The organism is Arthrobacter sp. QXT-31 (assembly GCF_001969265.1).
In the GTDB taxonomy this organism is placed as follows: Bacteria; Actinomycetota; Actinomycetes; order Actinomycetales; family Micrococcaceae; genus Arthrobacter.
On sequence record NZ_CP019304.1, the window covers coordinates 1,938,785 to 1,956,946 of the forward strand.

Consider the following 18,162-nt stretch of genomic DNA (forward strand, 5'->3'; position numbering starts at 1 on the left):
AAGTTTACCGGGACTTCCCGCCTCGGCGTTCGGCACCCCGGCGCCCTGGAGTTTTCGTCCGGTTCTCCGCCAGGGGCGGGGCATAGACTCAGGTGGTGGAGACTTGGACAGTTGAGACGGACGACGACGGCGGCCGGCTTGAGGTGCACTCCTTCCGGCCCGCCACACTCACCACAGTCAACGGCGGTACCGCCGACGGCACCACAGCCCAGGGCGACCCGCCCCCGGCGGCGGCTCCCGGCGTCGTACTTATCCACGGAACGCTGGTGACCGACCAGCTGTACCGCCCGTTCGCCCGCAACCTGAGCTTCCTCCTGAGCCGGCCCGTCCACTGCTACAACCGGCGCGGCCGCGGCCGTTCCGCGGAGCAGCCGGACGACTATTCCGTGCAGACCGAGATCCGGGACCTGGCCGCCGTGATGAAGGAGACGGGGTCCGAGGACGTGGTGGCGCACAGCTACGGCGGCTTCGTGGCGCTCCAGGCGGCACGCGAGATGCCGCTGCGCCGGCTGGTCACGTACGACGCCGCGGTGTCCCTCTCCGGCAACCTGCACCACCGCTGGCGGCCGGAACTGGAGCAGGCCGTGACGGACGGGCAGCTCAACCATGCCTGGGCACACCTGGTCCAGGGCCTGGCGACGGCCGGCCCGCTCTCCTACCTGCCCCTCGGCGCCCTGCGGATGCTGAGCATCATGTCCGCCCGGACCAACGTCGGCTCCGAAATGCGGGAACTGCTGCCAACGGCCGTGAAGGAGATGCGGGCGGTGCTCGATGCCGATGCCGAGCTCGCGGATTTCGTGGAACTGGCCACCCCCACGCTGATGCTCAGTGGCGGCTGGAGCCCGGGATATTTTTCCGATACCGGCAGGCAGCTGGCCTCGGCGGTGCCGGCGATCGATTTCGCCGTGGTTCCGGGACAGCTGCACGAAGGGCCGATCCGGCCGGGGAAGCGCCTGGCCATCCGGATCGCCCGCTTTCTGAACGGGACGGACGGGACCATCACTCCGTGGAGCCGGAAGCGCCGGCGCCGCTAGGTCAACACGTCTGGTGGCAGGTGCAGTCCGGCTGTCAGCACACGCCGGCCTCCGATAGGCTCGGAACATGACTCGCGAGATCATCAGCACCCCCGACGGCGGCAAGCTTGAGCTGTTCAGCACGGGCGAAGCGCTGGCCTCGGCCGGATCCGGCGTCGTGGTCGTCATCTCTTCCATGGTCACGGCTTCCGATTACACGAGGTTCGCGCAGCGGCTCAGTGCCGAACTCGGCCGGCCGGTCCACACCTTCAACCGCCGAGGACGGGGCGCCTCCTCGGAACAGCAGGGCGACTACACCCTGGACGTCGACATCCGCGACCTCGACACCGTCATGAAGCACACGGACAGCACGGATGTGTTCGGGCACAGCTTCGGCGGGGCCGTGGCCCTTCACGCTGCGCGGACGCTGCCTGTGGAACGGCTTGCGGTCTACGATCCTGCAGTGTCCGTGAACCACAGCGTCACAGCCGACTGGACCGTCGAGTACGAGCGTGCCACGGCTGCCGGAGACGATGACCGCGCCCTCGCCGTCCTGCAGCGCGGGCTCGAGGCCGCGGGCCCGTTCTCGTCCCGCATGCCCCTGTCCATGCTGACCCTGGCCAACCGGCTCACGGCAGGTACGTCCATGGGCAAGCAGCAGCGGGAAATGATGCGCACCGGCGTCCGTGAAATCAAGGCCATCGTCGCGGCGGACATGCCGGCCGAGCCGTTCCTCCAGCTGCCGCTGGAAACCCTGATCATCGTCGGCGAGAAGAGCCCGGCCTACTTCGGCGTGGCCTGCGGGCAGATCCACGACGTCCTCTCCGGCTCCAGCTACACCATCCTGCCGGGCTTCGGGCACGACGGCGTCATCCGCGCCCCGGACAAGCTCATCACCGAACTCAGCGAGTTCTTCGCCGGCTGACCCAGCAGCGCGAACGTACAGTTAAGGCCCCTTTTCCGCCGGGAATTGGGGCCTTAACTGTACGTTCGCGCCAGTGGTTGGAGCGGCTCAGGGGTTGGGATCGCCTAGTGGGCCGCGGGCGCTCCTTCGGCGCCAGCCGTCTTGCGCATCATCGTGGAAAGAACGACGGCGGCAACGGCGATGACGGTTGCCGTCAGGAACGCTGCGCTCATGCCCGCGACGAGGCCGGAGCCCGCGGAAACAAAGGCGAAGATGGACACCAGCAGCGCCGTGCCCGCCGCGCCGGCCACCTGCTGCAGCGTGCTCATGATGGCTGAGCCGTGGGAGTACAGGTGCGGCGGCAGCGGGTTCAGCCCGGTGGTGAACGCGGGCGTGAAGAGCAGTGCCAGCCCGAAACTGAGCCCCACGTGCAGGGTGACGATCCACCAGACCGGAGTGCCGGCGACGAGCATCGCGAACTGCCACAGCGTCAGGACCATGAGCGATGAACCGGTGACAGTGAGCGGCAGCGGCCCCACCTTGTCGAACAGGCGGCCGATCACCGGGCCGAGCAGGCCCATGGCAAGGCCGCCAGGCAGCAGGGCCAGACCGGTCTCGAGGGACTGCAGGCCGCGGATTTCCTGCAGGTACAGCGGCAGCAGGATGACGGCGCCGAACAAAGCCACCATGGACACGACCATCAGCAGCACGGAAACCGTGAACATCCGGAGGTTGAACGCCCGCAGGTCCAGCAGCGGGGCCCCGGACTTCTGCAGCCGGAGCTGGCGGAACGTGAAGGCGGCCAGGCCGGCGACGCCGACAACCAGCGCAACCACGGCAAGGGTGCTCGGGCCGCTGCCGCCGCCATGGCCGCCGCCGATCTGGCTCAGGCCATAGACGAAGCCGCCGAAGGCCGGAACCGTCAGCACCACGGAGAGGAAGTCGAGCCGGGTCTTCTCCGTCTCACCGACATTGGTGAGGAACCTGGCACCAATCGCCAGGGCCGCCAGCGCGATGGGCAGGACGAAGATGAACATGAAGCGCCAGGAGAAGTGCTGCAGGATGAACCCGGAGACGGTGGGGCCCATGGCCGGTGCCACCGAGATGGCGATGCTGACGTTGCCCATCACGGCGCCGCGGCGGGCCAGCGGGACCAACGTGAGGATGGTGGTCATCAGCAGCGGAAGCATGATGGCGGTGCCGCCGGCCTGGATGATCCGTGCCAGCAGGAGAATCTCGAAGCCGGGCGCCGCCGCGGCGAGCGCCGTACCGCCGGCAAACAGGCCCATCGCCAGGAGGAACACCGACCGCGTGGACAGCCGCTGGAGGATGAATCCGGTGGTCGGAATCACCACGGCCATGGTCAGCATGAACCCGGTCGCGAGCCACTGGACCGTGGGCGCATCCACACGCAGGTCCACCATCAGGCGCTGCAGGGCGACGTTCATGATGGTTTCGTTCAGGATCACCACGAACGTGGCCACCAGCAGTGTGACAATGACCGTCACGGACTCGCGGGACATTTTGTCCGACGGCGGTGCTGCCGCCGGGGACGGTGCTGCATTCGACGGCGGCCCTGCGGCCGCGGATGCAACGGGAGCTGCGGGCTCCGGGACGGGTTCGCCAGACGACGTGGATGTGACTTTGGTAGACATGGCGAGGCCCTCAGGGAGTTGGAAGTGGGTGGCTGCGGTCAGCGCCGCTGCAGACTCCAACAGTGTAGTGGCCCGGCACATTCCCGGCACGCTGCCCATTCCCCGTAAAGGGGATGAAGGTCACCCGGACTGTATGCCCCCTAAGAGCTCGCCCCTAGGAATTGAGCGGCACGTTGTCGATCAGCCGTACGGAGCCCACCTTCGCCGCGACCAGCGCCAGCCCTTCACCGCGGAAGGGTGTCTCGTGGCAGTTCTCGGCGAGCGGTTCCAGCGTGACCGGATCCACGACGTCGAGATAGTCCAGCCGGACCAGGGGCTGGGACTCGATCAGTGCCCTCGCCGAGCCCACGTCGAGAGGTTCGTTGGCGTTGGCCCGCTCCTCGATGATGCGCAGGGCGCGGGACAGGACAAGCGCAGCCTCCCGCTCCTCGGCCGAGAGGAAGCGGTTGCGGCTGGACAGTGCCAGCCCGTCGGCGTCCCGGGCGGTTGGCACGGCCACGATTTCGACCGGGAAGTTCAGGTCCGCCACCATCCGGCGCACCAGGGTCAGCTGCTGGGCGTCCTTCTGCCCAAAATAGGCACGGTACGCCGGCAGCCCGCCGCCGGAGCCGGGAATGAACGCGCTGCCGCCGGGAAGGCCGGTGCCGGGGATGCCCAGGTGCAGCAGCTTGGCCACCACGGTGAGCGCACCGTCGAAGTGCCCGGGACGGGATGCACCCTCCCATTTCTCCCCCAGCGGACCGGAGGTGATCCTGACCAGCGGCTGTCCGTCCGGGTACATCTCCTCGACCGACGGCGCAAAGACCAGGTCCACACCCTGCTCCTCGAGCAGCGCCGTGTCCGCCTCGAGGGTCCGCGGATACCGGTCCAGGTCCTGTGCCTCGCCGAACTGCAGCGGGTTCACAAAGATGGAGGCCACCACAACGTCATTCTGTTCGACGGCGGCCCGCGCCAGCCGCCCGTGGCCCGCGTGCAGTGCGCCCATGGTGGGCACAAGGCCCAGCGAGGAGCCGTTCTTCTGCGTCAGCAGCAGCCGGCTTTGTGCCCGAAGGGAATCCGCCGTGGTTACGAGTCGGATTGCCATGTCAGTGTCCTCCCTTGGCCCTGGGGCCGTTTCATGCGCGGCCGTTGTCCAGGCCGCCGTCCGTGCCATCAAGCGCGATACGAATATTCTCCGCCTGGTCCGGTTTCAGCAGACCGCGCTTCCCGGCGCGTGTTGCGGTCGCCCTGGCCATGGCGAGGTACGCCGCGAGGACGTCGCCGCCGGTTCCGCCGTCGTGTTCCCGCAGCGCGCTGGCGTGCGCTTCCACCGTACCGGCATCCCCGCGGGCGACCGGGCCGGTCAGGGCCGACTCGCCGGAGGCAAGCGCGTTCTCCAGGGTTGCCCGCAGCAGCGGGCCGAGCATGCGCTCCGGGGCCTCCACGCCCACCTCGGCCAGCAGCTGCGACGCCTGCGCCACGAGCGTGACCAGGTGGTTCGAACCGTGCGCCAGGGCGGCGTGGTAGATGGTGCGGTCGCCCTCGGCGATCACCACCGGCTCGGCCCCCATCTCGACGACGAGCGCCTGGGCGATGGGAAGCATGGCGGCGTCTGCGGTGACGCCGAACGTGCAGTCCAGCAGCCGGGTCAGGTCCAGGCTCATGCCGGTGAAGGTCATGGCCGGGTGCAGCGCGAGCGGCACGGCACCGGCCGCCCGGACCGAGTGCAGCACACCGACGCCGAACCGGCCCGATGTGTGCGCCACGAGCTGGCCGGGCTGCCAGGCGCCAAGCTTGGCGAGCCCCTCCACGAGTCCGGCGAGGGCATCATCAGGGACGGCCAGGAGGACCAGTTCCGAGCGTTCCACGATGTCCTGGATTTCCAGGACGGGAACGCCGGGGAGCAGGGTTTCGGCCCGTTCCCGGCTCGCGTCGGAGACGGCGGAAACCCCGACGACGGCGTGCTCGGCCGCGCGGAGCGCCGCACCGAGGACGGCGCCCACCTTCCCGGCGCCGATGATTCCGACGCCGAGGCGTCCTGGCTTAGCCACGTTGCTGGCCTTCCTGTTGGGGTGCTTGAGCAGGCTGTTCTTGGGTTTCGGTGGGCTGGCGGGGAGGTTCCCCCAGCCCCGGAGCCACCTGTGCCAGCCACTGCTCGCTGGTCTGCCGCCGGCGGGCCGCCCTGGCCCGGGCCGCCTGCGCGTCGAAGAGCGCCTGCGCCTCCCGGACGTCGGCCTGGATCACGCGTGGTGCCACCGGCCCTGCGGTGGTGTGCAGGACGAGGTCTGCCACCCCGAACCTGCGCGCGAGGGGTCCCTGCTGGAGCGCGATCGACTGCGTCCGCTGGTGGGGCACCACCACAAGCTGACGCCACCAGCGGCCCGACCTCATTAGCAGCGCGGTGTCCGTGGCGGTGAAGGCGTTCCGCCGCCAGCCCAGCGGCGCGAGCAGCCGCGCCCGGCGCGGCGTGGTGACGAACCCGGCGTCGGAATCCAGGCCGTTCACGCCCTGCCGGAAAACGCGCAGCGGATCGGCGGTGCCCGGGTCCGGCAGCACGAGCGCCAGCATGTTCAGGACGTCATCCCATGTGCCCACCGGAAGCAGCGTGGTGCGGGCACCGGCTTCGCCGTTGTTGGCCCCGGTTCCGTAGCCTGCGGCGTTGACCTGCATCCGGTACCAGCCGAAGAGGCGCCAGAGGGGCGGCTGCGCCACCTTCAGCGCCTGGATCCGGCCGGGCGGCAGGGTCTGGGCCTGGGTATCGAGCAGCCCGTACCGGAGCCGGATGCCGTCCGGGGAGATGGCCGCGGTGAAGTTGTAGCCCTTGTTGAACGAACTCCAGTACGCCGCGACGAGGCCTAGTACAGCCGGAATCAGGTACAGGAAGAAGGCCCGGTTCTCGGTGAGTGCGGACAGCAGCACCGATGCCGCGGCGCCCAGGACCACGAAGACACTCTGCTCGCTGAGCAGGAGCGAGCCGATCAGGCGCGGCGGCGGGACCTGCAGGACCTGCTGCTCGGGCGCCTCGGGGGCGGCTGCTTCCGGCTGGGCGGGATCGAGCCGGACGCCCGAGGCCCGGGCGAGGATGGTGGCACGCAGCTGCCGGGCATCATCGATGCGGAGGTAGGCCAGGCGGACGGCCGATTCACCGGCGTCGGCAACTTCGAACTTGAGTTCGGCGAGGCCGAAGATCCGGGCCAGCAGCGGCTGGACGATGTCGATGGCCTGGACCCGGTCCAGCCGTGCCTGCCGCTGCTGCTTGAACAGGAAGCCGGTGTTGACGCGGACGTAGCCTCCGGCCACCTGGTACCGGGTGTAGTACCAGGAGAGGATGAAACTCACTACCGCCAGCACCAGCATCAAGGCACCGCCGCCCAGGAGCAGCGGGGCGCGTCCGGCGATGCGGTCATCGATCAGCGGCTGGCCCTGGAGCATCCGTTCAAAGCTGTCACGCCCGAAGAAGTAGGCGATGGCTGCCAGCGCGACCCAGCCCCGCACGAACGGTGTGGCCGGGTGCACACGCAGCCACTCGCCGTCGGACTTTCCGGAAGCGAGGCCGCCGGCGCTCACAGCCCGGCCAGCCTGGCTTCGCCGCGCGCCGAGAGCTGTTCCCTGAGCCGGGCGCCTTCCTCCGCGGGAAGGCCGGGGATTTCGGCGTTGGTGCCGGCGGAGGCTGTGTACAGCTTCAGGGTGCACAGCCCCAGCCCGCGTTCCACCGGGCCGGCGCTGATGTCCACGTACTGCATGCGGCCGTAAGGCACCACCATGACGCGCTGGAAAAAGATGCCGCCGCGGATCAGCAGGTCGTCGTCGCGCTCGGCGTACCCGATGGCGCGCACCTGGCGGGGAATGAGAATCAGGCGCCACAGCGCGAGCAGCAGCATGAAGGCCGGCACGCCGATGGCCAGCCACAGCGGCGGCCACCGCCACCAGCCGAGCCGGACAAACACCAGCGGCAGGCTCAGCACGGCCACCATGACCAGGTTGCCCAGGGCCCACTCCACAAGCCGGACAGTGACGTACTTCGGGGACACACGCAGCCAGGTAATCCCGGGGGGATCAATCGCCGCGGTAGGCATACTCGCCTTCCCCTTTGGCCTTGCCCCGACCGTGGCCGGGCAGGCCTTCGCTGGCGTCCGTCTCGCCGTCCTCCGGCGGGATCTTGCAGAAACGCTCGACGACGAGCCCCACCACGATCATGACCAGGCCGCCGCCCGCCATTCCGAGGGCGAGCCAAGTGACATCGAGCCCGCTGCGGATGCTCCAGAACCGCAGCTGGTCCAGGAAGATCCCCGCGTGCCAGCCCAGCAGCATCGCGCCGGTGTAGGCACAGGCCTGGGCGAGGACCAGCGTCCACGCCGCCAGGATGGGGTTCAGCATTTTCTTCTTCTTGCCGTTCCGCCAGCGGAGCACGCGAATGCCCAGGACCAGGGTCAGGGCCACGATCACGCCCATGGTCACCAGCGCAGTCGCCGGCAGGACCGGTGTGGCCATGCCGTACCGGACCGTCAGTACGGCAGCGGACCAGCCTGCGACAGCCAGGGCAAGGCCCACGACTGCAAGCAGCAGCGGGCTCACGGGCTTCACGGCTGCTCCACCGCCCCGCCGTCCGGCACGCCGTCGAAGTCGCCGAAGCCGTCGAACGGCTTCAGGTCCGGATAATCGGCGGCCTTGGCGGCCAGTTCCCCCACGGGCTGCCCGTTCAGCGTGGCCGACGGGTCCATCTGGGCCCAGGGGTAGAGCACGAACGCGCGCTGCGCGGCGAACGGGTGGGGCAGGGTCAGCACCGGATCATCGCTCGTGAGGTCGCCGTAAACGACGACGTCGACGTCGAGCGTGCGAGGCCCCCAGTGGACCTCACGCACGCGGTGGTGCTTGTTTTCCACTGACTGGCAGTGCCTGAGAAGGTCCAGCGGAGCCAGGGATGTTTCGACGGAAATCACCATGTTGAGGAAGTCCGGCTGCCCGGCGGGTCCCCCGACGGCCTTGGTCTGGAATATCGGTGAGACGGCCAGGAGCCGCACCTCCGGGCGGTCGACAAGGTCCGCAACGGCCTCGGACAGTGTCTCGTTCCGGGCACCCAGGTTGCTGCCCAGCGCCAGTACGGCCCGCGTGTAGCCGGTCTGGGCCGGCGCCGGCTTACCCTGCACCGGCTTTTCATGCAGTGCGGGTGCCGGACTCATGTCCGCTCCCGGTAAACGGTGACGGCGACGTCGCCGAAGGGGACCTCGATGGGCGCCTTCGGCTTGTGCACGGTGATCTCCACGGCCTGGATCCTGAATTCCTTGAGCAGGCCATCGGCCATCCGCACCGCCAGGGCCTCGATCAGGTTCAGCGGCTCGCCGGTGATCCAGTCGGTGATCCGTCCGGCCACCTCACCGTAATGTGCGGTGTCGCGGACGTCGTCCGATTCTGCGACTTGGCTGAAATCCAAGTGCAGCACGGCGTCCACCACAAACGGCTGGCCCTCGCGGCGCTCAAAATCGAACACCCCGTGGTAGCCGGTGGCGGTGACACCGGTCAGCGAGATCCTGTCCATGGCTGTTCTGTTTGGCCTTTCCTGGTCAGCGGCCGGGGTCCGGGGCGGCCATGCGGGCGGCCACCTTGACGGCGTCAAGGCTGGGTCCGACGTCGTGCACCCGCACGGCCCAGGCGCCGCGGGCGGCGCTGATGGCGGTGATGGCGGCGGTGGCGGCGTCGCGCTCCTCCGGGAGCGCCGCCTTGCCGGCGACGGTCAGGAGGGTCCCCAGGAAGCGCTTGCGGGACGCGCCCACGAGCACCCTGTGGCCCATGGCTTCGAGCCGGTCCAGGTTGCGCAGCAGTTCCCAGTTCTGCACGTCCGTCTTCGAGAACCCGATGCCCGGATCAATGATGATCTGCCCGGGCAGGACCCCGGCCGCATACAGCTTGTCGCGGACGCCGTTCAGTTCGGAGACGACGTCGTCCGCGACGTCGTCGTACTCCGTCAGGGAGGTCATGGTCTTGGCGTCGCCGCGGCGGTGGGTCAGGACATACGGCACCTTCGCCTTCGCCACGAGCTCGGCCATGCCGGGTTCGATGCTGAGGCCGGAGATGTCGTTGATGATTGCCGCGCCGGCGTTCAGCGCGGCCTCGGCGGTGGAGACGTGGGTGGTGTCGATGCTGACCAGCGCGCCGGCCTTCACGAGGGCTTCGATGACGGGCACCACCCGCCGCCGCTCTTCCTCGGGGCTGACTTCCTCGGCGCCGGGGCGGGTGGATTCACCGCCGACGTCGATGATGTCAGCCCCTGCGTAGAACATGCGGAGCCCGGCGGCAATGGCGGTGTCCGCCGTCGCATGCTTGCCGCCGTCGCTGAACGAATCCGGGGTGACGTTGAGGATGCCCATGACAAGCGTGCGGTCCGTGGGCAGGTCTTCGAACTTGGCTGCCGGCCGCGGCTTGCGCAGGATGGGCAGCGGTGAGGTTGCGGGGCCGGTTCCAGGTGCTGCAGCTAGGGAATCCATAGTCTGTTTTTTACCTTCCGAGTATGAGGCTCATGGCTTCGGCACGGGTGGCCGGGTCATGAAGTTGCCCGCGGACCGCGCTTGTGACGGTCTTGGCTCCGGGCTTGCGGATGCCGCGCATGGACATGCACATGTGTTCGCATTCCACCACCGCAATGGCTCCGCGCGGCTTGAGGTGTGTGACCAGCGCTTCGACGATCTGCGTGGTGAGCCGCTCCTGCACCTGCGGGCGGCGTGCGTAGATGTCCACCAGGCGCGCCAGCTTGCTCAGCCCCGTCACCCTGCCGTCGTGCGAGGGGATGTACCCCACATGCGCGACGCCGTGGAACGGCACCAGGTGGTGCTCGCAGGTGGAGTAGAACGGGATGTCCTTCACCAGCACGAGTTCCTCGTGGTCGAGGTCGAAGGTGGTGCCGAGCACGCTGCCCGGATCCTGGTGCAGGCCGGCAAACACCTCGGCATAAGCCTTGGCCACGCGCTTGGGCGTGTCCTGCAGTCCGCCGCGGTCCGGATCTTCCCCGATGGCCAGCAGGATTTCCCGCACGGCCGCTTCAATCCGGGGCTTGTCCACCTTGTGGTGGCGGTCTGATCCGCCCACCGCCGAATGGCCGGCGGTGGCGGTGAAGTCGTCGTCGTCGAAGTGAGTCACACCAATGAGCTTAGCCGTGGTGGCCGTCTGGGCCGGATTCCGTTACTCCGCCCTGGAAGGTGGCATCCTCCGGAACACCCTGCGGGTGCGGCGGGATCGCATCCAGCGGTTCCTCGAGGCGGGCTTCCTTGGCTTCTTCCTGGGCCTCGCGTTCGGCGCGCTCCTGCGGGGTTTCCACCGGACCGGCCATGGACACCGGGCGGGTCTCCTTGGACAGCCAGACTTCGCGGAAGTCGCGCTTGCGGATGTCACGGAAGACGTCGGCGATTTCAGCCTGGTTCAGGGTTTCGCGCTCCAGCAGTTCCAGGGCCAGCCGGTCCAGGACGTCCCGGTTTTCCGTGAGGATGGCGTAGGCCTCGTCGTGGGCCTGGTCGATCAGGCGGCGGACCTCCTCATCAACGATGTAGGCGATCTGGTCGGAGTAGTTCCGTTCGTGGCTGGCGTCGCGGCCCAGGAACGGCTCGCCGCCGCCCTGGCCGAGGCGCACAGCGCCGACGCGCTCGCTCATGCCGTACTGGGTGACCATCTGCCGGGCCGTGGACGTGGCCTTCTCGATGTCGTTCGAGGCGCCGGTGGACGGATCGTGGAAGACGATTTCCTCGGCCACGCGGCCGCCCATGGCGTAGGCCATCTGGTCGAGCAGCTCGTTGCGGGTGACGGAGTACTTGTCGTTCTCCGGGACCACCATGGTGTAGCCCAGGGCGCGCCCACGGGGCAGGATGGTGATCTTGGTGACCGGCGCGGAGTTCCGCAGCGCCGCGGCAACGAGGGCGTGGCCGCCTTCGTGGTACGCGGTGATCTTGCGCTCGTGCTCCTTCATGACGCGGCTGCGCTTCTGCGGGCCCGCCATGACGCGGTCGATGGCCTCGTCCAGTGCGCGGTCGTCGATCAGGTTGGCGTTGGAGCGGGCGGTGAGCAGTGCGGCCTCGTTGAGGACGTTGGCCAGGTCGGCGCCGGTGTAGCCGGGGGTCTTCTTGGCCACGGCCTTGAGGTCCACGTTCGATGCCATCGGCTTGCCCTTCGCGTGGACCTGGAGGATCTGGTCACGCCCGATCAGGTCCGGGGCCTCCACGGAAACCTGGCGGTCGAAGCGGCCGGGACGCAGCAGGGCCGGGTCCAGCACATCGGGCCGGTTGGTGGCCGCGATCAGGATGACGTTGGTCTTGACGTCGAAGCCGTCCATTTCAACCAGGAGCTGGTTGAGGGTCTGCTCGCGTTCGTCGTTGCCGCCGCCCACGCCGGCACCGCGGTGGCGGCCGACGGCGTCGATCTCGTCGACGAAGATGATGGCGGGCGAGTTGGACTTGGCCTGCTCGAAGAGATCACGGACGCGGGAAGCACCCACACCGACGAACATCTCAACGAAGTCCGAGCCGGAGATGGAGAAGAACGGCACGCCGGCCTCGCCTGCGACGGCGCGGGCCAGGAGGGTCTTGCCGGTGCCCGGAGGGCCGTAGAGCAGCACGCCCTTGGGGATCTTGGCGCCCACGGCCTGGAACTTGGCGGGCTCCTGCAGGAACTCCTTGATTTCCTGCAGTTCCTCGACGGCTTCGTCCGCGCCGGCCACGTCCGCAAACGTCACCTGCGGCATGTCCTTGCTGACCATCTTGGCCTTGGACTTGCCGAACTGCATGACCTTGGAGCCGCCGCCCTGCATGCGGGAGAGCAGGAACCAGAACAGGACGCCGAGCAGCAGCACGGGCACCAGCAGCGAGAAGAGCCCCGAGAGCCAGTTGCTCTCCACCGGCTGGTCCGTGTAGCCCTTGGAGGGGTTGGCAGCCGTCACTGCTTTAACGACGTCAGGGCCGCGGTCATTGACGAAGAAGAACTGGACGTTCTTGCCCTTGTCCTGGCCGTCGATGACGAGGTTGTCCTTGAGTACCAGGTCGACGCGGTTTTCGCCGTCGAAGATCTTGGCCTGTTCCACCTTGCCTGACTGGGCGAGGAGCTCGAGGCCCGGCTGCGTGTCGATGCGCGTCGAGCCGCCCGGAGCCAACGTTGCAAAGGCCAGCAGGAGCATGCCGACCACAACAATGATCCAAATGCCCGGGCCCTTGAAGAAACTCTTAGCTTTCATCTGTTCGGGGGCTGGCCCCGTCCCTCCTGGTAGTGCTGCACGGCGCGAGGACTGCGCGCGTGTGGTGCTGCGTCGCTTCTAGCTATACACCGTCCGGAGTAATTCACGCACGGTGTAATACAAAAGTTCCCTCAGGGCGTAGTGGCTGGTGGGGCCGGGTTCGAAGCAGCGCGCGCCGCCGTCGAACCCTGATTATCAGGGCCCGACGGCGGCGCGGTCAGCGAAAGTGGAGCAAAAGTGCCCGGCGGTGTCTAAATCCGCAGGCGTTTACTCGTAGACGTGCGGGGCCAGGGTGCCCACGAAGTCCAGGTTGCGGTACTTTTCGGCGTAGTCCAGGCCGTAGCCCACCACGAACTCGTTGGGGATGTCGAAGCCGACGTACTTGACGTCGATCTCCACCTTGGCCGCCGTCGGCTTGCGGAAAGCGGTGCAGACCTCCACCGAAGCCGTGCCGCGGGATTCCAGGTTGGTCTTCAGCCAGGAGAGGGTGAGGCCGGAGTCGATGATGTCCTCGACGATGAGCACGTCCTTGCCCATCAGGTCCGTGTCGAGGTCCTTGAGGATGCGGACCACGCCGGAGGACTGCGTGCCGGAGCCGTAGGAGGACACAGCCATCCAGTCCATGGAGACGTGGCTGTGCAGTGCCCGCGCGAGGTCGGCCATGACCATGACGGCGCCCTTCAGCACACCGACGATGAGCAGGTCGCGCCCTTCGTAGTCCTTGTCGATCTGGGCCGCGAGCTCGGTGATGCGCTGCTGGATCTGTTCCTTGGTGTAGAGAACGTGCTTGAGGTCTGCCTGGACGTCGGATGAATCCACCAATTGCTCCTGTGTAGATGCGGGTGCGACTATTTGCGGGACGGTTTGTTAAGCCGGAATACAAGCTTCCCACAGCGGGCGGCATCGCGGGGAACGCCTGCCGCCCCGTCCTGCCCCTGGGCGCGTTCCTGTTCCTGCAGCTCAGCGAGCGAGAGGCGGTAGACGCTGACCCCGCCGGGCAGTTCCACCGGACCGGCCGAGCCCTTCCGCCGCAGCAGTGCTTCCGCCGCCAACAGGCGCTGGTAGCTGGGCTGTTGGCCGCCGACGCCGGCAGCTGCCTTCGCGATCACCCGGAACCTGATGGCCGGGTCCAGGTCCGTCAGGGCCGCCTCCGGGAGGCTGGTGTCCGGTCCGTCGTGCTCAACGAGCGACTCGTAGGCACTGCTGGCCACGTCCTCCAGGTAGTCGGCGTCCAGCTGCAGGATGGCGGCCGTGCGTGCAAGGGATTCTGCCACGCCCGGGCCGAGTTTCTCCTCCAGCACCGGCATGACCTCCACCCTGGTCCGCGAACGGGCGAAGGCAGGGTCGGCGTTGGTGGGGTCATGCCAGGGAACAAGTTCTTCAGCCCGGCAAATCTCCAGGGTTTCCGCCCTGCGAAGGCCGAGGAAGGGCCGGAGCAGCAGCCCCCGTGCCGGCCGCATGCCGGCGAGGGATCGCGTGCCCGAGCCGCGGGCCAGGCCCAGCATCACCTGCTCCGCCTGGTCATCGAGTGTGTGCCCGAGGAGGATGGCGCCGGCGCCCCACTCCCGCGCCGCCGCCTCGAGTGCGGTGTGGCGGGCGTCGCGGGCTGCAGCCTCCGGCCCGAAACCGGTGGAGGCAACCTCCACCGTGCGGATCTGCACCGGATCCAGGCCCAGTTCCCGAAGCGTCCCCGCTGTCCTGGCCGCCACATCGGCCGAACCGGCCTGCAGCTGGTGGTCCACCACCACGGCGCCGACGGCCACCGGACGGCCGTCCACGTGGCCGCGCCGGGCAAAATACGCGGCAACAGCTGCCAGGGCGAGCGAATCCGCACCGCCGCTGCAGGCCACCAGGACCCGTGGGGGGTAGCCCGCATCAGCAAGGGCCTCCTGCAGCATTTTCCGCGCGGTGCCGAGCACCGGCGCCAGCCGGCCCGGCCGTCGCCGTCCGCTGCGGACAGGGCCGCCGGGCACAGGCCCGCCTGCAGTGTTGTGGTGGTGCTGCACGGAAACCTAGAAGCCCATCCTGTCGAGCCAGATCCTGGCGTTGTGGATTTCCTCTTCCGTGGGCAGGTTCGCCGGGGCTTCCCAAACGCGGTTGAAGCCTTCCATGCCGGCGACGTCCACCACTGCGCGGACGAACTTGGCGCCGTCGCTGTACTGCTTCATCTTGGCGTCGAGGCCCAGCAGGCTGCGGATGAATTTCTCGATGACGCCCCGGTCCTTGCCGCGGGCGTTGAAGCGCTGCCGGATGGTCTTCACGGAGGGGACGATGCTGGCGTCCACGGCATCCATCACCACGTTGGCGTGGCCTTCGAGCAGGCTCATGACAGCGGTGAGGTGTGACAGGGACGCCTTTTCCTCGGGGTCCTGCAGGAGGTCCAGGATGGCGCCGCGGCCCGGAGTCGAACCGGAGACGGCCCGGTCCTTCAGCGAGCGCGCGGCTGCCGAGGCGCGTTCCATCAGGGAGTCGACGTTGCCCAGCAGGTGCCCGCTGAGGTTGTCGATTTCGTTCAGCATGTGGTGCCGGAGCCAGGGTGCAGCGGCGAACTGCACCCGGTGCGTCTGCTCGTGCAGGCACACCCAGAGCCGGAAATCCGTGGGGGTCACATTGAGCTCTCGCTCGACGGAGATGATGTTGGGCGCGACGAGCAGCAGGCGGCCGCCCGACGGCGCCTGGGAACCTTCCGCCAGGGCGGCGAACGGATCGTACTGGCCCAGGACCTTGCTGGAGAGGAAAGCCAGCACGGCGCCGAGCTGGCTGCCGGTGACAGCGCCGCTCACAGCGGCGGCTCCGGGGCTGACGGTTCCGCGGCGGTTCTCCAGCATTTTTTCGATGGCGGGCTTCAGCATCACCGCGAAGCTCTGCGTGTTGGCCTTCGCCCAGGAGGCGCGGTCCACGACGAGGACGGACGAGTCACGCAGATCGCGTGCGGCTTCCAGCCCGGTGATCTGGTGGACGTGCGGAACGGAGGCATCCGCCAGCTCGCGCAGTTGGGAGACGGCGTCCCCGATCTCGGCTGCTGTCAGCGACGGACCCGGCGGAGCCAGCCGGGCAGCAGCGGACGCGGCAAGGTCCCAGTTGATGAGGGCCTGGGCAGGGGCGGATGACTGGCTTGCAGTGGACTCCATACGGTCCATCAGAACATATGCGCCCTGCAGTGCGCCTTAAGTTCGCTGACCGGCGAACTAACTGCAGCCGCAGCCGGCCAGCGCCGTGGCCGCCGTGTCGAGCGCGCGTTTGTTGCCTGCGGCTCCCGGCGTCAGGCCGTTGCCGATGAAGGAGAACACCAGGAGCCTGCCGTCGGCGTCCACCACATAACCGCTGAGGGCGATGACGGTGTTCAGGGTTCCCGTTTTGGCCCGCACCAGTCCTGCGCCCTCGGCCGTGGATTCGTCGATGTACCTGTCCCCGAGCGTGCCCGTCAGCCCGGCCACCGGGAACCCGGCCAGCGCGGCCCTGAGCCGCGGGTCCGTGCCGTTGGTGATGGCGCGCACCACCTCCGCGAACTGCCGGGCGGACACCTGGTTTCCCAGCGCCAGGCCCGAAACGTCCGCCGCGACCATCCCCTCGGTGGGGATGCCCAGGCGCGCGAGCTCGTTGAGAACGGCGGCCATCGCGGAGTCGTTGGTTGCCGGCTGGCCGGCCGCCACGGCGGTCATGCGGCCCAGGGTTTCGGCGAGGTAGTTGTCCGACGTCTGGAGCATGAGGTCCACCTGCTGGCTCACCGTCGCGGACTGCACCTCGGCCAGGACCTTGGCGTCCGCCGTCGCCTTTCCGTCAAGGCGTACGACGGCGGGTGCCACCGTGACGCCTGCGGCGGCGCCGGCCGCTTTGAGGCCGGCAGCGAACGCCTCGCCCGCGGCCATCGCAGAGTCCTGGGGCCGGGGCGCCGCGGTGTCTGCCGGATTGAACCGGGCCGAGTTCAGGGCCAGCGGAAACAGCGGTGCCATCTCTCCGGCCGCAACATCGTCCGGGCTCCAAGCCGGGTTGAGTGCGGGGCCGGTGAAAAGGGAATCATCCACCAGCACCTGGACCTGGCCCTTGAAGCCGTCCTTCCGCAGTGAATCCACGGTCTGTTTGGCCAGCGTGGCGAGCCCGGCGTGGCCCAGGACCTGGGCCTCGGCGGATTCGCCCGCGCCGAGGAGGACGTCGCCGCCGCCGACCAGCACGACCGACCTCGGTGCAGTCCCCCGAGGCGTTGCAGCGCCAGGCGTCGCTGCAGCAGCCGGCCCGGCAACAGCCATGGTGCTGAACCGTTCCTCGGGGCCGATCCCCCGCAGCGCAGCCACCGCGGTGAGGAGTTTCATGTTGGAGGCCGGGATCCTGTTGGCGGTGCCGTTCCTGTCATACAGGACCTTTCCGGTGGCGGCGTCCTGGACCACGGCAGTGAAGGTCCCGCCGCCGTCGGTCTTGAGGACGGGGTCCAGCCGGGCCACCACCTCTGCGGGAACCGGTACGGGCGCGGCGGTGCTGAGCGGGTCGATGCCCTGCGGGACGGACAGGCGGTCCGGGACAAGCTGCCAGGCGGGGGTCTGGGCCGGCTGGGCCGCGGACTGGGCCGGCCCGGTGAGCGCCGGCGCAATGAGCATCCCGGCGGGAAGGGCCAGCGCCAGGAGGAGGACCGTGAGCAGGAGGGTGAGCCAGCTCCGGATCATTGCAGAAAGACTGCCCGTGGAGATCCTGCCTTTGGAAAGCGTGCCTTTGGAAAGCCTGCCGCGGCCCCTCGCCGTGCCCCTGGTGCCGCTCATACTGCTGGTCCTCAAGTCCTGAAATTACCCCATTAGTTCCTGAAACCTGGGCCTCTCGCTATATCCTCAATAGTAGTCGGCGGCACCGACACTCCATTTTTGGCTAATCATCGCGGGTGCCGCGAACACCAAGCAATCGTCGAGGAGCATTCCATGAAGCATGACGTGACCATCGAGATCCCCAAGGGATCGCGCGTCAAGTACGAAGTCGACCACGAGACCGGCCGCGTCCGCCTGGACCGTGTCCTCTTCACCTCCATGCAGTACCCCACCCACTACGGCTTCTTCGAGAACACCCTCGGCGAAGACGGCGACCCGCTGGACGCACTGGTGCTCCTGCAGGACTTCGACCTCCTGCCGGGCGTCATCGTCGAAGCCCGCCCGATCGGCGTCTTCAACATGACCGACGACGGCGGCGGAGACGCCAAGGTCCTCTGCGTTCCGGCCGACCCGCGGTTCGACCACATCCAGGAAGTCAGCGACGTCAACGAGTTCCTGATCAAGGAGATCGAGCACTTCTTCACCCGCTACAAGGATCTGGAGCCCGGCAAGTGGGTCAAGGCCGAAGGCTGGGCCGACCGCGCCGCCGCCGAAGCCGAGCTTGAGGCTTCCATCAAGCGTTACGTGCCCGCAGCGCACTAACCCATAAGCA

General features: G+C 68.3%; 18 protein-coding genes. 3 read left to right on the top strand and 15 right to left on the bottom strand.

Going from position 1 to position 18,162, the window contains the following annotated elements; translation table 11 throughout:
- The first annotated feature begins 95 nt into the window (after positions 1-95).
- Both BWQ92_RS08780 and BWQ92_RS08785 read left to right on the top strand, forming a co-directional pair.
- Positions 96-1,034: an alpha/beta fold hydrolase gene (locus tag BWQ92_RS08780; protein ID WP_076803609.1), complete on the top strand. Its 939-nt coding sequence runs from the start codon at positions 96-98 to the stop codon at positions 1,032-1,034.
- Between the two features lie 67 nt (positions 1,035-1,101).
- Entirely contained in the window at positions 1,102-1,938 is an 837-nt protein-coding gene (locus BWQ92_RS08785; protein ID WP_076799176.1) for an alpha/beta fold hydrolase, read from the top strand.
- Between the two features lie 104 nt (positions 1,939-2,042).
- On the opposite strand, the gene BWQ92_RS08790 is transcribed toward BWQ92_RS08785, so the two are convergent.
- From BWQ92_RS08790 to dacB, 15 genes are all read right to left on the bottom strand, one after another.
- Positions 2,043-3,572 (bottom strand): DHA2 family efflux MFS transporter permease subunit, encoded by a 1,530-nt coding sequence (locus tag BWQ92_RS08790; RefSeq protein WP_076803610.1) that lies wholly within the window; start codon positions 3,570-3,572, stop codon positions 2,043-2,045.
- Positions 3,573-3,726: 154 nt separating this feature from the next.
- Entirely contained in the window at positions 3,727-4,656 is a 930-nt protein-coding gene (locus BWQ92_RS08795; RefSeq protein WP_076799177.1) for a 4-phosphopantoate--beta-alanine ligase, read from the bottom strand.
- Positions 4,657-4,687: 31 nt separating this feature from the next.
- Positions 4,688-5,602, bottom strand: coding sequence for a Rossmann-like and DUF2520 domain-containing protein (locus BWQ92_RS08800; RefSeq protein ID WP_076799178.1), 915 nt, complete (start codon positions 5,600-5,602; stop codon positions 4,688-4,690).
- Positions 5,595-7,118 (bottom strand): PH domain-containing protein, encoded by a 1,524-nt coding sequence (locus BWQ92_RS08805; protein ID WP_076799179.1) that lies wholly within the window; start codon positions 7,116-7,118, stop codon positions 5,595-5,597. Before BWQ92_RS08805 ends, BWQ92_RS08800 begins: the two co-directional genes overlap by 8 nt.
- On the bottom strand, positions 7,115-7,627 hold the full coding sequence (locus tag BWQ92_RS08810) for a PH domain-containing protein (protein WP_076799180.1): 513 nt from the start codon (positions 7,625-7,627) through the stop codon (positions 7,115-7,117). Before BWQ92_RS08810 ends, BWQ92_RS08805 begins: the two co-directional genes overlap by 4 nt.
- The gene (locus BWQ92_RS08815; protein WP_076799181.1) at positions 7,608-8,135 is read right to left on the bottom strand and encodes a DUF3180 domain-containing protein; all 528 of its coding nucleotides are present in this window, start codon (positions 8,133-8,135) and stop codon (positions 7,608-7,610) included. The genes BWQ92_RS08810 and BWQ92_RS08815 overlap by 20 nt, the downstream gene beginning before the upstream one ends.
- On the bottom strand, positions 8,132-8,731 hold the full coding sequence (folK, locus tag BWQ92_RS08820; protein WP_076799182.1) for a 2-amino-4-hydroxy-6-hydroxymethyldihydropteridine diphosphokinase: 600 nt from the start codon (positions 8,729-8,731) through the stop codon (positions 8,132-8,134). Before folK ends, BWQ92_RS08815 begins: the two co-directional genes overlap by 4 nt.
- Positions 8,728-9,087, bottom strand: a complete 360-nt coding sequence (folB, locus tag BWQ92_RS08825) for a dihydroneopterin aldolase (RefSeq protein WP_076799183.1) — start codon at positions 9,085-9,087, stop codon at positions 8,728-8,730. Before folB ends, folK begins: the two co-directional genes overlap by 4 nt.
- Before the next feature lie 25 nt (positions 9,088-9,112).
- Positions 9,113-10,033 carry a dihydropteroate synthase gene (gene folP, locus BWQ92_RS08830; protein ID WP_076799184.1) on the bottom strand — a complete coding sequence of 307 codons (921 nt, stop codon included), beginning with the start codon at positions 10,031-10,033 and terminating at the stop codon, positions 9,113-9,115.
- Positions 10,034-10,043: 10 nt separating this feature from the next.
- Positions 10,044-10,682 (bottom strand): GTP cyclohydrolase I FolE, encoded by a 639-nt coding sequence (gene folE / locus BWQ92_RS08835; RefSeq protein ID WP_076799185.1) that lies wholly within the window; start codon positions 10,680-10,682, stop codon positions 10,044-10,046.
- Positions 10,683-10,692: 10 nt separating this feature from the next.
- Positions 10,693-12,759 carry an ATP-dependent zinc metalloprotease FtsH gene (ftsH, locus tag BWQ92_RS08840; protein WP_076799186.1) on the bottom strand — a complete coding sequence of 689 codons (2,067 nt, stop codon included), beginning with the start codon at positions 12,757-12,759 and terminating at the stop codon, positions 10,693-10,695.
- Between the two features lie 267 nt (positions 12,760-13,026).
- Positions 13,027-13,578, bottom strand: coding sequence for a hypoxanthine phosphoribosyltransferase (gene hpt / locus BWQ92_RS08845; protein WP_076799187.1), 552 nt, complete (start codon positions 13,576-13,578; stop codon positions 13,027-13,029).
- Between the two features lie 29 nt (positions 13,579-13,607).
- Positions 13,608-14,657, bottom strand: coding sequence for a tRNA lysidine(34) synthetase TilS (gene tilS / locus BWQ92_RS08850; RefSeq protein ID WP_172804352.1), 1,050 nt, complete (start codon positions 14,655-14,657; stop codon positions 13,608-13,610).
- Positions 14,658-14,771: 114 nt separating this feature from the next.
- Positions 14,772-15,890: a zinc-dependent metalloprotease gene (locus tag BWQ92_RS08855; protein ID WP_076799188.1), complete on the bottom strand. Its 1,119-nt coding sequence runs from the start codon at positions 15,888-15,890 to the stop codon at positions 14,772-14,774.
- Between the two features lie 57 nt (positions 15,891-15,947).
- The gene (gene dacB / locus BWQ92_RS08860; protein ID WP_076799189.1) at positions 15,948-17,510 is read right to left on the bottom strand and encodes a D-alanyl-D-alanine carboxypeptidase/D-alanyl-D-alanine endopeptidase; all 1,563 of its coding nucleotides are present in this window, start codon (positions 17,508-17,510) and stop codon (positions 15,948-15,950) included.
- A gap of 153 nt (positions 17,511-17,663) precedes the next feature.
- Here dacB and BWQ92_RS08865 point away from each other — a divergent pair, with 153 nt between their 5' ends.
- Entirely contained in the window at positions 17,664-18,152 is a 489-nt protein-coding gene (locus BWQ92_RS08865; protein ID WP_076799190.1) for an inorganic diphosphatase, read from the top strand.
- The last annotated feature ends 10 nt before the right edge of the window (positions 18,153-18,162 follow it).

What these genes read in the sequence shown, in the direction of transcription:
- BWQ92_RS08790 (WP_076803610.1), bottom strand. Translation starts at nt 3,572, where the DNA reads ATGTCTACCAAAGTCACATCCACGTCGTCTGGCGAACCCGTCCCGGAG.
- ftsH (WP_076799186.1), bottom strand. Translation starts at nt 12,759, where the DNA reads ATGAAAGCTAAGAGTTTCTTCAAGGGCCCGGGCATTTGGATCATTGTT.
- tilS (WP_172804352.1), bottom strand. Translation starts at nt 14,657, where the DNA reads ATGCTGCAGGAGGCCCTTGCTGATGCGGGCTACCCCCCACGGGTCCTG.
- BWQ92_RS08785 (WP_076799176.1), top strand. Translation starts at nt 1,102, where the DNA reads ATGACTCGCGAGATCATCAGCACCCCCGACGGCGGCAAGCTTGAGCTG.
- BWQ92_RS08855 (WP_076799188.1), bottom strand. Translation starts at nt 15,890, where the DNA reads ATGGAGTCCACTGCAAGCCAGTCATCCGCCCCTGCCCAGGCCCTCATC.
- BWQ92_RS08810 (WP_076799180.1), bottom strand. Translation starts at nt 7,627, where the DNA reads ATGCCTACCGCGGCGATTGATCCCCCCGGGATTACCTGGCTGCGTGTG.
- folP (WP_076799184.1), bottom strand. Translation starts at nt 10,033, where the DNA reads ATGGATTCCCTAGCTGCAGCACCTGGAACCGGCCCCGCAACCTCACCG.
- dacB (WP_076799189.1), bottom strand. Translation starts at nt 17,510, where the DNA reads ATGAGCGGCACCAGGGGCACGGCGAGGGGCCGCGGCAGGCTTTCCAAA.
- BWQ92_RS08795 (WP_076799177.1), bottom strand. Translation starts at nt 4,656, where the DNA reads ATGGCAATCCGACTCGTAACCACGGCGGATTCCCTTCGGGCACAAAGC.
- folK (WP_076799182.1), bottom strand. Translation starts at nt 8,731, where the DNA reads ATGAGTCCGGCACCCGCACTGCATGAAAAGCCGGTGCAGGGTAAGCCG.
- BWQ92_RS08865 (WP_076799190.1), top strand. Translation starts at nt 17,664, where the DNA reads ATGAAGCATGACGTGACCATCGAGATCCCCAAGGGATCGCGCGTCAAG.
- folB (WP_076799183.1), bottom strand. Translation starts at nt 9,087, where the DNA reads ATGGACAGGATCTCGCTGACCGGTGTCACCGCCACCGGCTACCACGGG.